Below are 10678 nucleotides of genomic sequence, written 5' to 3' on the forward strand. Positions count from 1 at the left end.
CCGCCTCAGCGCCCGAAGGCGGCCGCCAGCCGGTCCATCTGGCTCTGCACCGGATTGGCCGGTCCCGCCTCGACGGCGTCCAGATACATGCGCCGGTCCAGATGCAGGATGCGGTCGTGCAGCCGGTCGGTCCGCACCAGGAATTCGATCAGGGCGATGGGCAGGTCGCCGTGCGTCGGCTCGGTCTCGATCTTGCGCGGCGCCAGGCGATAGCGCGGCTCGGCCGCCGCCGCCGGGCTCATGTCCCCCTCGCGCACCGCCCGCTGGACCAGCAGCCAGGAGGCGATCTGCATCAGCCGGGTCGTCAGCTTCATGCTCTCGGACGCATAGGCCAGGGCCGCCGCCCGCGACAGCAGCTTGGAGTCGCGACGCCCCTCGCCGTCCAGATAGGCCGCCGTCTCCTCGACCAGGGCCATGCCCTCGGCGAAGGTGCGGTCGAACAGTTCCGACGCCGCGAAATCGCGCACCACCACGTCCCGGTCGCCCGAAACGGACAGGGCGGCGTCGATGACATCGGCCTCGGAGGAATACTCGGTCATACGCATGGGGTCCGAAAGGTCCGTGTCACTGTCGGCCCGGATCGAGGCCGCCAGGCCGGGGCCTGCAACCCCCGTGCCAGCCGTGTCCGGATCGAAATCGCTCATGAGCCCAGGTTGAACAGGGCGTCGGCGGCGCTCTTCTTGCTTTTTTTGCCGTCCATCGCCGCCCGCACCCGCGCGATCTCGGCCTCCAGCAGGGCGATCCGCTCGGTCAGTTCCTCGCCCGAAAACAGGTCCAGGTCCTCTCGGCCCAGGGCCGTCAAGGCCGCGCCGCGCTGCGGCCGGGGCTCCAGATCGTCGAAGGTCATCACCGCCTCCCTTGGCCTTGCACCCTGCGAACCCCTATCTGAACCCCCGCCAACGGACGATTGCAAGGGAAAGCGCAGCCGATGAAGGTGATCGAGATCGCTGGGGGGCGCGGCCCGGCCGAGGCCCTGGTCCTGGCCGAACGGCCCGATCCCCTGCCCGGCCCGGGCGAAATCCTGATCCGCGTCGCCGCCGCCGGGGTCAATCGCCCCGACCTGCTCCAGCGCCAGGGCCGCTATCCGCCGCCGCCCGGCGCGCCCGACATCCTGGGCCTGGAAGTCGCCGGAGAGGTCGCCGCCCTGGGGCAGGGCGTCGATCAATGGGCGGTCGGGGACCGGGTCTGCGCCCTTCTGGGCGGGGGCGGCTATGCCGAATACGCCGTCGTCGACGCGCGCCACGCCCTGCCGGTTCCGGAGGGGCTGGACGAGGTCCAGGCCGCCGCCCTGCCGGAAACCGTCTTCACCGTCTGGGCCAATGTGTTCGAGGCCGGGGGGCTGGCGGCGGGCCAGACCCTGCTGATCCATGGGGCGACCAGCGGCATCGGCGTCACCGCCATCCAGATGGCTCGCGCCGCCGGGGCCCGGGTCATCGCCACCTCGCGCGGATCGGAAAAGGCCGCCGCCGCCCGCGCCCTGGGCGCCGATCTCAGCCTGGATGCGGAAACGGACGACATGGCCGCCGCCATCGCCGATTTCGGCGGCGCCGACGTGCTGCTGGACATGGTCGGGGCGTCCTATGCCGAACTGAACCTGAACGCCCTGAACCCCGGCGGGCGCTGGGTGGTGATCGCCACCCTGGGCGGCGCCGTGGCCCAGGTCGATCTGATGCGGCTGATGCTGAAGCGGATCGTCCTGACGGGGACCACCCTGCGGTCACGCCCGGCGGACGAAAAGGCGCGGCTGACTCGCGCGGTGCATGATCATGTCTGGCCCTGGGTCTCGGCCGGGCGCGTTCGCCCCCCGGTCGAGGCGACCTTTCCCCTGGCCCAGGCCGCCCAGGCCCACCGGCGGCTGGAGGCCGGCGGTCATGTCGGAAAGATCGTCCTGACCGTCTGAGGCCGGCCCCTTCGCAGGAACCGGCCCCAGCCTTTGCGCTTAAGCCTTGCGCTTACCAGCGGCCGCCGCCCCGAACCGGGCGCATCGAGGAGATGCGGTCGTTCAGGCCCCAGCGGTCCAGGTTGCGGACGTCGCCGTCCAGCACCTGGCAGTTGCCGCGGAAATAGGCGTCGGTGCAGACCTCCCACCGGCCGCGCATCTGCATCGAGCTGATGGCGTCGTTGAAGCCGGTGCGGTCCAGGTTCGCCATCTCGCCGTCGAACCGGGTCGAGGCGCCGCGGAAGTTGGCGTCGCGATAGACGGTGATCGAGTCGCGCCCGCCGCCCCAGCCGCCGCCGTTGTTGCCGCCATTGTTCCAGCCGCCGCCATTGTTCCGGCCGGGGCGATTGTTCGTATAGGAGCCGCGGATATTGCCGCAGATCAGCAGTCCGTTGTCATTGGCGATGTCGGCCTGGCCGCAGCGGTTGGCCTCGATCGAGGTGCCGCGCGTCTGGCCGCGCATGTCGCGGCATTCGGCATAGAGGCGGCCCTGGTTCATCGACACGTTGGAACAGGTCTGGGAATAGCTGCCACGCGGGGCGCGGTCGTTGTAGTGGTTCTGCGGCCCGCGCTGCTGGGCCGGGGCCATCAAAGTGGTCGCCATGGCGACGGCGGTCAGGATCATCATGGTTTCCTCCATCCTCTCGAAACTGGCGCCTCAACGCGCCGATGACGAACACAGTTCATCACGCCACATGAACCTTGGCTGTATGACATAGTCGGGCGACGTTTTCTTTTGCGGAGAATGGGCCTATATCTCGCGCCTCCGCGCCCGGCCGAAAGGTCGGGCGCCGCTGTTTCAAACGCCTGGATTCCGGGCCTTTCGCCGGGACTTTTAAGCCCATGACCGACATCCTGATGCCCAAGGCCACCGCGGTCTGGCTGGTCGACAACACCTCGCTGACGTTCGAACAGATCGCCGATTTCTGCGGCCTGCACCCGCTGGAAGTGCGCGGAATCGCCGACGGCGACGTGGCGCGCGACATTCGCGGCGCCGACCCCATCGTCAACGGCCAGCTGACCCGCGATGAACTGGACAAGGCCCACGCCGATTCCAACTACCGCATGAAGGCGGTGGTCAGCCGCCACGCCGAGCTGCTGAAGCCGACCAAGACCGGGCCGAAATACACCCCCGTCTCGCGCCGCCAGGATCGTCCGGACGCCATCGCCTGGTTCGTCCGCCACCACCCCGAGGTCGCCGACGCCCAGATCGCCAAGCTGCTGGGCACCACCAAGGCCACGATCGAGAGCGTGCGCAACCGCACCCACTGGAACAGCCCCAACATCAAGCCGGTCGATCCAGTGACCCTGGGCCTGGTGGGCCAGATCCAGCTGGACGAGGTGGTCCGCAAGGCCGCCGAGAAGAAGGCCCGCGAGGACGCCAAGCGCGGCGGCCCCACCCTGGACGCCGCCACTGCCGAAGAGGCGCCCCGGGCCGAACCGGAAGCGCCCGACACCGACGACCGCGGCCAGGGCGAACACACCGCCGAATCCGTCTTCGGTTCCAGAGAATAATTCTCCCTCTCTCGCCGAGAGAGGGCGCAAAGGAAAACGGCCCCGGAGTTCCCTCCGGGGCCGTTCGCATTTTCCAAGGGAACCCCGGCTCAGCCGGCGCGCGCCTCCAGGCTGCTGATCTCTTCCTTCAGCCGCAGCTTGCGCTGCTTGAGACTTCTAAGCTGCAGCGAGTCCGCGGCGGGATGGATCATCTCCTGGCGGATGGCTTCATCCAGCTGGCGATGACGATGGCCCAGTTCGCGGATACGAGCATCAACGGTCATGGCTTGCGCCTCCTTGGCTTAGGGACCACTAGAATGAGCGCCCGGACCGCGCCGCTGTGGAATCACATTCCAGTGACGCCCACCGCCGCTCCGGACCTGATCGAGACTGGACGCGAAATTGGTCGATCCCGTGAACGGAGCCGTATCCGATCCGCCCCGCCGCATGGTCGTCGGGATTTCCGGCGCGTCTGGCGTGGCTTATGGCGTGCGGATGCTGGACGCCCTGCGCGACCTGGGCGTGGAAAGCCATCTGGTGGTCAGCCGCGCGGCCCTGCTGACCCTGTCCCAGGAGACGGATCTGGGCCCCGACGACCTGGCCGGCCGCGCTGATGTGACGCACCGCCTGGCCGATGTGGGCGCCGTGATCGCCTCGGGCTCTTTCCGGACGATGGGCATGGTGATCGCCCCCTGTTCGGTGCGGACCATGGGCGAGATCGCCACCGGCGTGACCTCGTCCCTGCTGACCCGCGCCGCCGATGTGACGCTGAAGGAGCGTCGCCCCCTGGTGATGATGGTGCGCGAGACGCCGTTCCACCTGGGCCACCTTCGCACCATGACCGCCCTGGCCGAGATGGGCGCCGTCATCGCCCCGCCCCTGCCCGCCCTCTACGCCCGGCCCCAATCCATCGAGGCCATGATCGACCAGTCGGTCGGTCGGGTGCTGGATCTGTTCGGCCTGGACTGGGCGCCGGTGACCCGCTGGACAGGGCTGAAGGGCGCCGAATGAGGCTGTGGGCCCCATGACTCTGTGGGACTGGGCGGTTCGGGCCTACGCCAGGCCCGGCGTCTCCGAAGCCTGCCTGGAGTTGCAGGACGCGGGGGGCCAGAACGTCTGCCTGCTGCTGTGGGCCGCCTGGGCCGCCGAGACCGGTCGGGCCCTGGACGCCGACGCCCGCGCCGACGCCTGCGACATCGCCCGGGCCTGGGAAGACGCCGCCGTCGGCCCCCTGCGCGCCATTCGCCGCCGCCTGAAGCCGCGCATCCTGGACATGGACGACGCCGCCCGCCAGGCGGTGCGCGATCAGGTCAAGGCGCTGGAGTTGGCCGCCGAGAAATACCTGCTGGAGGCGTTGGAACGGGCCTCTCGCCCGGCCGAACGCCCGTCTCCGACCGCACGCATCGACGCCCTGGCCGCCGTCGCCCGCGACTGGTCCGGGACCGCCCCGCGCGCCCTGCTGACGGCGTTGGACCAGCGGCTTTCCGGGTAAATCCGGCTCGGCTATAAGCGCCGCTCATGAACGACGACGGTCCCGAACTGACGGAAGCGGAACAGGCCCTGCACGGCCGCCTGAAGGCGCTGCAGCAGGAACACGCCGACCTGGACGCCTCCATCGAGGCCCTGGGCCACATGCCCATCCCGGACCAGCTGCTGATCGCCCGCCTGAAGCGCAAGAAACTGACCCTGCGCGACGAGATCGTGAAGATCGAGGCCCGGATTCTGCCGGACATCATCGCCTGAGGATCAGGCAGTAGGGCTTAGGCAGCAGGCAGTAGGGATGCTCAATCCTGCCGCCTGCCCAAATTTCTACTGCCTAAGCCCTACTGCCTTTCTTGCGAACCCACATGGCCGCGTCGGCCTCGGCCAGCCAAGTTTCCGCGTCCGGCTGGCTGGCGTAGGCGCGGACGCCGAACGAGCCGCCCAGCTGCGCCCGCTCGCCCTGCCAGAGGAAGCCGTCCGTCTCCAGCGCCTGGGCCAGGCGCAGGGCCTTGTCGCGCCCCTCCTCGACGCCGGCGTTCAGCATCAACAGGCAGAATTCGTCGCCGCCCAGCCGTCCCACGGCGTCGGATTCGCGCAGGTTGGCCAGCATCAGCTCGGCCACCCGCACCAGGGCCGCATCCCCCGCCGCGTGGCCAAGCCGGTCGTTGACCCCCTTGAACCCGTCCAGGTCCAGATACAGCAGCACCGCCGGCGCCGCGTATCGCTGGCAGTAGGCCATGGTCCGGTTCACCGCCGCGATGAAGCCGCGGCGGTTCAGGGCGGGAGTCAGGACGTCATGGTCGGCCGCCGCCTCGGCCGCCTCGGCCCGCAGGCGCAGGGCCTCGACCTCGGCGCGCAGCCGGGCGATCTCCGCGTTCAGGTCGGTCGCGGCCGCATGGGTCACGAAAACAGGCTCCGCCCGCGCGACTCACCAGCGATCGCGCGCCGCCGATCCTAGCCCGCTCGGTTGCGGGCGCAACGCGGCTGCTGTAACGGGCCGTCTTCCGACACCGGGGATTCCCGACATGGCCGAGACGACGCCTCCCGTCGCCATCATCATGGGCAGCCGGTCCGACTGGCCGACGATGAAGCACGCCGCCGACATGCTGGATCGGCTGGGCGTTGCCTGGTCGGCCCAGGTGGTCAGCGCGCACCGCACCCCGAAACGCCTATGGGATTTCGCCTCCGGCGCCCGCGCGGCGGGGCACAAGGTCATCATCGCCGGCGCGGGCGGGGCCGCCCACCTGCCCGGCATGGCCGCGTCGATGACCGAGCTGCCGGTGCTGGGCGTGCCGGTGCAGTCCAAGGCGCTAAAAGGGCTCGATTCCCTGCTGTCCATCGTCCAGATGCCCGGCGGCGTCCCGGTGGCGACCCTGGCCATCGGCGAGGCGGGGGCCAGGAACGCCGGCATATTGGCGGCCCAGATCTTGGCCCTGGGCGATCCCGCCCTGATGGACCGGCTGGAGGCCTTCCGAGAGGCCCAGACCGAGGCCGTGCACGAGACCGTCGAGGACTGATGCCGGACCTGCCCCTGCCCCCCGGAGCCACGATCGGCGTCGTCGGCGGCGGCCAGCTGGGGCGGATGCTGTCCCAGGCCGCCTCGCGCCTGGGGTTCGACGTGGTCATCCTGGACCCGGAAGAGAATTCGCCCGCCGGCCGCGTCTCGCGCGGTCAGATCGTCGCCGCCTATGACGATGTCACCGCCCTGACCGTCCTGGGTCAGGTCTGCCAGGTGGTGACCTTCGAGTTCGAGAACGTCCCCGCCGCCTCGATGGAGACCCTGGCCGAGGGCGGCGCCCTGGTCGCGCCCGGCCCCACCGCGCTGAAGGTCGCCCAGGACCGGGTCGAGGAGAAGACCTTCCTCAACGCCGTCGGCGCCCCGACCGTGGCCTTCCATCCGGTCGACAGCCTGGACGACCTGATCGCCGGTCTCGACCGCCTGGGAACCCCCGCCCTGCTGAAGACCCGGCGTGAAGGCTATGACGGCAAGGGACAGATCTGGGTCCGGTCGGCGGCCATGGCCCCCGACGCCTGGCACGCCATCGGCGAACGCCCGGCCATACTGGAGGCCCGGGCCCCCTTCGTGCGCGAACTGTCGGTGATCGCCGCGCGCGGCTGGGACGGCGCGATGGCCGTCTATCCCCTGGGCCAGAACACCCATGCCGGCGGGGTGTTGAAGACCACCCTGGCGCCGGCCGCGGTCGATGCGAAGACCGACCGCCGCGCCCGCGCCATCGCCAAGGCCGTGCTGGAGGGTCTCGACTATGTCGGTGTCCTGGGGGTCGAACTGTTCGAGATGGACGGCGGCGCCCTTCTGGTCAACGAGATCGCGCCGCGGGTGCACAACACGGGCCACTGGACCCAGGACGGCTGCGCCTGCGACCAATTCGAACAGCATGTCCGCGCCATCGCCGGCTGGCCCCTGGGCCCGACGAAGGCCCACGCCCAGGTCGAGATGACCAATCTGCTGGGCGACGAGATCGACCGGTGGGCGAAACTGGCCGCCCGGGCCGACGCCCGCCTGCATCTGTATGGCAAGGCCGAGGCCCGGCCCGGCCGCAAGATGGCCCATGTGAACCGGATCCGCCCTCTGCCCTAGACGGGTTCGGCAAGGCGGCGGCGGACAGCCCAGGCCAGGCCGCCCCCGACCAGGGCCATGGCCGCCATGGCCAGATAGCCGAGAGCCCCGCCCTGGTCGTACAGCGGCCCCGAGGCCAGGGTGGCCAGGCCGATCAGAACCCCCGCCGCCAGCATGGAATTCAGGGTCTGGGCGGCCGTGTGGCTGTCGTCAGGGGTCAGGCGGTCTATGATCTGGACCCCGGCCAGATAGGTGGCGGCGAAGGTCAGGGCGTGCAGGGTCTGCAACGGCCACAGGGCCCACAGCGGCGGCGCCAGGGCCATGACGCCCCAGCGCACCACGGCCGCGACCACCCCGGCCATAAGCACCGCCCAGGGCCCGATCCCGAGGCGGCGGCGCCAGGGCTCGACCCACCACATGAAGCCGATCTCGATGATCACCGAGAAGGCCCACAAAAGGCCCGTCGTCCGCTCGTCGATCCCCTGGGCTTTCCAGAGGATGGCGGAGAAGGCGTAATAGAAGGCGTGTGCGGCCTGGACCGCCCCGATGGCCAGAAGGGCGATGACGAAGATCGGGTCGCGGACCAGTCGGCCCAGCCCTCGGAACCGGGCCATGCCGTCGACCGGCCCTGTCGCGCTGACCGGCTCGGCCGGCAGGACGCGCCAGGCGTAGAGGCCGATGGCGGCGCCCGCCGCCGTGATCCAGGCGATCACCAGATCGACCGGGGCGGCGGTCAGAAGGGCGCCCACCGCCACATTGGCGCAGACGAAGGCCGCCGAGCCGCAGCCGCGCGGAAAGGCGAAGGCGTGGCCGGTGCGGCGCGCGACCCTGAGGTTCAGCACATCGGTCAGGGGAATCAGGGCCGCCGCGGCGCTGGCGGCGACGAACCAGGCGGCGGCGCGGATCAGGGATTGGTCGCACAGGCCCGCCAGGCCATAGCCCAGGGCCGCCGCCAACCCTAGCCAGGCCATGGGCGTGCGCCGCAGCCGGAATCCGTCGGCCCAGACCGCGATCATCGGCCCGGTGACCAGCCGGCCCAGCATGGGGGCGGCCAGAAGGACGCCGATCTCGGCCCCGGTCAGCCCCCGGCTGGTCAGCCACAGGCCCGCGAACGGCAGGCTGACCCCCGTGGCCCCGAACAGCAGGACATAATGCAGCGCCAGGCGGATGTCGGGCTTCATGTCCCGCGCATAGCAGACTCGCGCGGCCTCGTCGGCTAGGACTGGATCATGATCCGGGATCAGCGACTCGCCGTCTTCTCCGCCCTCAGTGGCGGCTGCGCCGTTCTGCTGGGCGCCTTCGCGGCCCATGGGGTCGATCCGGAGGCCAAGGCCCTGCTGGCCACCGGCAGCCACTATCAGATCGTCCACGCCCTGTTGGCCCTGGCCTGCGCCGGGCCGCTGGGCGGAGGGCGGGCGACGACCGTGGCCGGATGGCTGGCCGCGTCGGGCGGGCTGGTGTTCAGCGGCGCCCTGGCGGGCATCGCCCTGGCGGACCTGCGGATCCTGGGCGCCGTCGCCCCGGCGGGGGGCGTCATGATGGTGGCCGGATGGCTGATCCTGGCGGTCGCCTTGTTGAAGTCACCTTCCGTCAACGCCTGATCGTCCACACAGGAGTTCCGTGCTCAGAATGGCTTTTCCCGTGACCGATTCCCCGCGCAGAGACCTCTATCCCGACATTGAACCCTTTGCGGCGGGTCGGATGGCCACGGAGAGCGTGCACGAGATCTATTTCGAGGAGTGCGGCAATCCGAACGGCCGCCCGGTCCTGGTCCTGCATGGCGGCCCCGGCGGCGCCTGCAATCCGGGCATGCGGCGCTATTTCGATCCGGCGCTTTACCGCATCATCCTGTTCGACCAGCGCGGTTGCGGCCAGTCGCGGCCCAACGCCCTGCTGGAGGACAACACCACCTGGACCCTGATCGAGGATATCGAGCGGCTGCGTGAACGCTGCGGCGTCGACAAATGGGTGGTGTTCGGCGGCAGCTGGGGTTCGACCCTGTCCATGGCCTACGCCATCACCCACCCCGAGCGGGTCATGGCCCTGGTGCTGCGCGGCATCTTCCTGCTGACCCAGAAGGAGCTGCATTGGTTCTACCAGGAGGGGGCGTCGATGATCTTCCCGGACGCCTGGGAACGGTTCGTCGCCCCCATCCCCGAGGCCGAGCGCGGCGACCTGATGGGCGCCTATTACAAACGCCTGACCGGCGCCGACCGTCAGGCGCAGCTGGACTGCGCCGTCGCCTGGTCCAGCTGGGAGGGCGAGACGGTCAGCGTCCAGGGCCCCGACGCCCGGCCCGACAAGTTCGCCGAGCCGGAGTTCGCCCTGGCCTTTGCACGGATCGAATGCTGGTATTTCATGAACCGCGGCTTCTTCCCCGAGGACGGCTGGATCCTGAAGAACATCGACCGCATCCGCCACATCCCCACCTGGATCGCCCAGGGCCGGTTCGACGTGGTGACGCCGATCGACGGCGCCTGGCGGCTGCATCGCGCCTGGCCCGAGGCCAAGCTGGACATCGTCGGCGACGCCGGCCACGCCTCCAGCGAGCCGGGCATCATCGACAGCCTGATCCGGGCCACCGACTGGGCGGCCAGACTGTAAGGCGGCCTGGGTTCTGAACCCATAACTGGGCTTCGTTTCTTCAAGATTTTCAGAACCCCGTCACCCTCGGGACAAGCCCGAGGGATTCAGAACCTAAGCCTTCGGATTGGTCTTTTCGACCAGTTCGCTGAGCTGGAAGCCGATGCGGCGGGCCGGGCGATCCTCGGGCTTGCGCGCCACGCTGAGGACCACATTGATCTGTCCGTAGTGCTGGATCAGACGCACCGGCTTGCCGTCGCCGTTCTTGCCGAAGAACATGATCAGGTCCGGGCCCCAGAAGCCGACGTCCTCGATCCGCAGGGTGCCGTCGCCGGGCAGGCCGACGATGGAGGCGGCGACCTCCTCGTCCTTGTCGATACCCGTCTCGAACGCCTCGATCATCCTGGACAGGCGCACGAAGGCCCACTCGGCCGGATTGTCGCGCATGCGAAGGCCCTGGGCCATGGCCTCGGCGTCCTCGGGCGCGCTGTCGGGCACCACGGGCTGGGGACAGGGCGGACCCGAGAACATGGTCGGGTCGGCCTTCACGGGCGGCGGGGTCTTGCTGATGACGGTCATGGATCGATCCTAACGCCTGAAGG

General features: G+C 69.8%; 16 protein-coding genes. 9 read left to right on the forward strand and 7 right to left on the reverse strand.

All coding sequences use genetic code 11. The annotated features are described in order from the left end of the window. Positions 1–5 precede the first annotated feature (5 nt). Together KF910_RS10560 and KF910_RS10565 are read right to left on the reverse strand one after the other, a co-directional pair. A complete protein-coding gene (locus KF910_RS10560; RefSeq protein ID WP_416354701.1) occupies positions 6–539 on the reverse strand; it encodes a DUF1465 family protein in 534 nt (177 codons plus the stop codon). A 101-nt stretch (positions 540–640) separates the two neighbouring features. Next, the gene (locus KF910_RS10565) at positions 641–847 is read right to left on the reverse strand and encodes a DUF1192 domain-containing protein (protein WP_292262078.1); all 207 of its coding nucleotides are present in this window, start codon (positions 845–847) and stop codon (positions 641–643) included. Positions 848–928: 81 nt separating this feature from the next. On the opposite strand from KF910_RS10565, the gene KF910_RS10570 reads away from it, so the two are divergent. Further along, the gene (locus KF910_RS10570) at positions 929–1900 is read left to right on the forward strand and encodes an NAD(P)H-quinone oxidoreductase (RefSeq protein ID WP_292262087.1); all 972 of its coding nucleotides are present in this window, start codon (positions 929–931) and stop codon (positions 1898–1900) included. Positions 1901–1952: 52 nt separating this feature from the next. Here KF910_RS10570 and KF910_RS10575 read toward each other — a convergent pair whose 3' ends face one another. Beyond that, the gene (locus KF910_RS10575) at positions 1953–2567 is read right to left on the reverse strand and encodes a beta/gamma crystallin-related protein (RefSeq protein WP_292262094.1); all 615 of its coding nucleotides are present in this window, start codon (positions 2565–2567) and stop codon (positions 1953–1955) included. A gap of 215 nt (positions 2568–2782) precedes the next feature. On the opposite strand from KF910_RS10575, the gene KF910_RS10580 reads away from it, so the two are divergent. Beyond that, entirely contained in the window at positions 2783–3454 is a 672-nt protein-coding gene (locus KF910_RS10580; RefSeq protein WP_292262099.1) for a DUF1013 domain-containing protein, read from the forward strand. 89 nt (positions 3455–3543) lie between these two features. Here the strand turns inward: KF910_RS10580 and KF910_RS10585 are convergent, their stop codons facing one another. Continuing rightward, the gene (locus KF910_RS10585; RefSeq protein WP_292262106.1) at positions 3544–3717 is read right to left on the reverse strand and encodes a YdcH family protein; all 174 of its coding nucleotides are present in this window, start codon (positions 3715–3717) and stop codon (positions 3544–3546) included. A gap of 163 nt (positions 3718–3880) precedes the next feature. On the opposite strand from KF910_RS10585, the gene KF910_RS10590 reads away from it, so the two are divergent. From KF910_RS10590 to KF910_RS10600, 3 genes are read left to right on the forward strand one after another with little or no spacing between them, the layout of a single operon-like run. Continuing rightward, positions 3881–4444, forward strand: coding sequence for a UbiX family flavin prenyltransferase (locus KF910_RS10590; protein WP_292262748.1), 564 nt, complete (start codon positions 3881–3883; stop codon positions 4442–4444). 13 nt (positions 4445–4457) lie between these two features. Next, on the forward strand, positions 4458–4925 hold the full coding sequence (locus tag KF910_RS10595; protein WP_292262112.1) for a TIGR02444 family protein: 468 nt from the start codon (positions 4458–4460) through the stop codon (positions 4923–4925). A 26-nt stretch (positions 4926–4951) separates the two neighbouring features. Then, positions 4952–5176, forward strand: a complete 225-nt coding sequence (locus tag KF910_RS10600) for a YdcH family protein (RefSeq protein WP_292262117.1) — start codon at positions 4952–4954, stop codon at positions 5174–5176. Between the two features lie 73 nt (positions 5177–5249). Here the strand turns inward: KF910_RS10600 and KF910_RS10605 are convergent, their stop codons facing one another. Continuing rightward, the gene (locus KF910_RS10605; RefSeq protein WP_292262123.1) at positions 5250–5819 is read right to left on the reverse strand and encodes a GGDEF domain-containing protein; all 570 of its coding nucleotides are present in this window, start codon (positions 5817–5819) and stop codon (positions 5250–5252) included. A gap of 121 nt (positions 5820–5940) precedes the next feature. On the opposite strand from KF910_RS10605, the gene purE reads away from it, so the two are divergent. Next, a complete protein-coding gene (gene purE, locus KF910_RS10610) occupies positions 5941–6432 on the forward strand; it encodes a 5-(carboxyamino)imidazole ribonucleotide mutase (RefSeq protein WP_292262128.1) in 492 nt (163 codons plus the stop codon). Then, the gene (locus tag KF910_RS10615) at positions 6432–7514 is read left to right on the forward strand and encodes a 5-(carboxyamino)imidazole ribonucleotide synthase (protein WP_292262137.1); all 1083 of its coding nucleotides are present in this window, start codon (positions 6432–6434) and stop codon (positions 7512–7514) included. The genes purE and KF910_RS10615 overlap by 1 nt, the downstream gene beginning before the upstream one ends. On the opposite strand, the gene KF910_RS10620 is transcribed toward KF910_RS10615, so the two are convergent. Then, complete coding sequence (locus tag KF910_RS10620) at positions 7511–8674, reverse strand: MFS transporter (RefSeq protein WP_292262141.1); 1164 nt, start codon at positions 8672–8674, stop codon at positions 7511–7513. The two genes, KF910_RS10615 and KF910_RS10620, sit on opposite strands and share 4 nt — an antisense overlap. A 48-nt stretch (positions 8675–8722) precedes the next feature. Between KF910_RS10620 and KF910_RS10625 the strand changes: the two genes are divergently transcribed. Both KF910_RS10625 and pip read left to right on the forward strand, forming a co-directional pair. After that, a complete protein-coding gene (locus KF910_RS10625; protein ID WP_292262150.1) occupies positions 8723–9094 on the forward strand; it encodes a DUF423 domain-containing protein in 372 nt (123 codons plus the stop codon). 28 nt (positions 9095–9122) lie between these two features. Beyond that, entirely contained in the window at positions 9123–10097 is a 975-nt protein-coding gene (gene pip, locus KF910_RS10630) for a prolyl aminopeptidase (RefSeq protein ID WP_292262158.1), read from the forward strand. A 93-nt stretch (positions 10098–10190) separates the two neighbouring features. Here pip and KF910_RS10635 read toward each other — a convergent pair whose 3' ends face one another. Continuing rightward, on the reverse strand, positions 10191–10655 hold the full coding sequence (locus tag KF910_RS10635) for a DUF6173 family protein (RefSeq protein ID WP_292262169.1): 465 nt from the start codon (positions 10653–10655) through the stop codon (positions 10191–10193). Positions 10656–10678: the final 23 nt, after the last annotated feature.

The sequence above is a fragment of the Brevundimonas sp. genome (genome assembly GCF_019636155.1).
Classification (GTDB): domain Bacteria; phylum Pseudomonadota; class Alphaproteobacteria; order Caulobacterales; family Caulobacteraceae; genus Brevundimonas.

What these genes read in the sequence shown, in the direction of transcription:
- KF910_RS10560 (WP_416354701.1), bottom strand. Translation starts at nt 539, where the DNA reads ATGACCGAGTATTCCTCCGAGGCCGATGTCATCGACGCCGCCCTGTCC.
- KF910_RS10565 (WP_292262078.1), bottom strand. Translation starts at nt 847, where the DNA reads ATGACCTTCGACGATCTGGAGCCCCGGCCGCAGCGCGGCGCGGCCTTG.
- KF910_RS10570 (WP_292262087.1), top strand. Translation starts at nt 929, where the DNA reads ATGAAGGTGATCGAGATCGCTGGGGGGCGCGGCCCGGCCGAGGCCCTG.
- KF910_RS10575 (WP_292262094.1), bottom strand. Translation starts at nt 2,567, where the DNA reads ATGATGATCCTGACCGCCGTCGCCATGGCGACCACTTTGATGGCCCCG.
- KF910_RS10580 (WP_292262099.1), top strand. Translation starts at nt 2,783, where the DNA reads ATGACCGACATCCTGATGCCCAAGGCCACCGCGGTCTGGCTGGTCGAC.
- KF910_RS10585 (WP_292262106.1), bottom strand. Translation starts at nt 3,717, where the DNA reads ATGACCGTTGATGCTCGTATCCGCGAACTGGGCCATCGTCATCGCCAG.
- KF910_RS10590 (WP_292262748.1), top strand. Translation starts at nt 3,881, where the DNA reads ATGGTCGTCGGGATTTCCGGCGCGTCTGGCGTGGCTTATGGCGTGCGG.
- KF910_RS10595 (WP_292262112.1), top strand. Translation starts at nt 4,458, where the DNA reads ATGACTCTGTGGGACTGGGCGGTTCGGGCCTACGCCAGGCCCGGCGTC.
- KF910_RS10600 (WP_292262117.1), top strand. Translation starts at nt 4,952, where the DNA reads ATGAACGACGACGGTCCCGAACTGACGGAAGCGGAACAGGCCCTGCAC.
- purE (WP_292262128.1), top strand. Translation starts at nt 5,941, where the DNA reads ATGGCCGAGACGACGCCTCCCGTCGCCATCATCATGGGCAGCCGGTCC.
- KF910_RS10615 (WP_292262137.1), top strand. Translation starts at nt 6,432, where the DNA reads ATGCCGGACCTGCCCCTGCCCCCCGGAGCCACGATCGGCGTCGTCGGC.
- KF910_RS10620 (WP_292262141.1), bottom strand. Translation starts at nt 8,674, where the DNA reads ATGAAGCCCGACATCCGCCTGGCGCTGCATTATGTCCTGCTGTTCGGG.
- KF910_RS10625 (WP_292262150.1), top strand. Translation starts at nt 8,723, where the DNA reads ATGATCCGGGATCAGCGACTCGCCGTCTTCTCCGCCCTCAGTGGCGGC.
- pip (WP_292262158.1), top strand. Translation starts at nt 9,123, where the DNA reads ATGGCTTTTCCCGTGACCGATTCCCCGCGCAGAGACCTCTATCCCGAC.
- KF910_RS10635 (WP_292262169.1), bottom strand. Translation starts at nt 10,655, where the DNA reads ATGACCGTCATCAGCAAGACCCCGCCGCCCGTGAAGGCCGACCCGACC.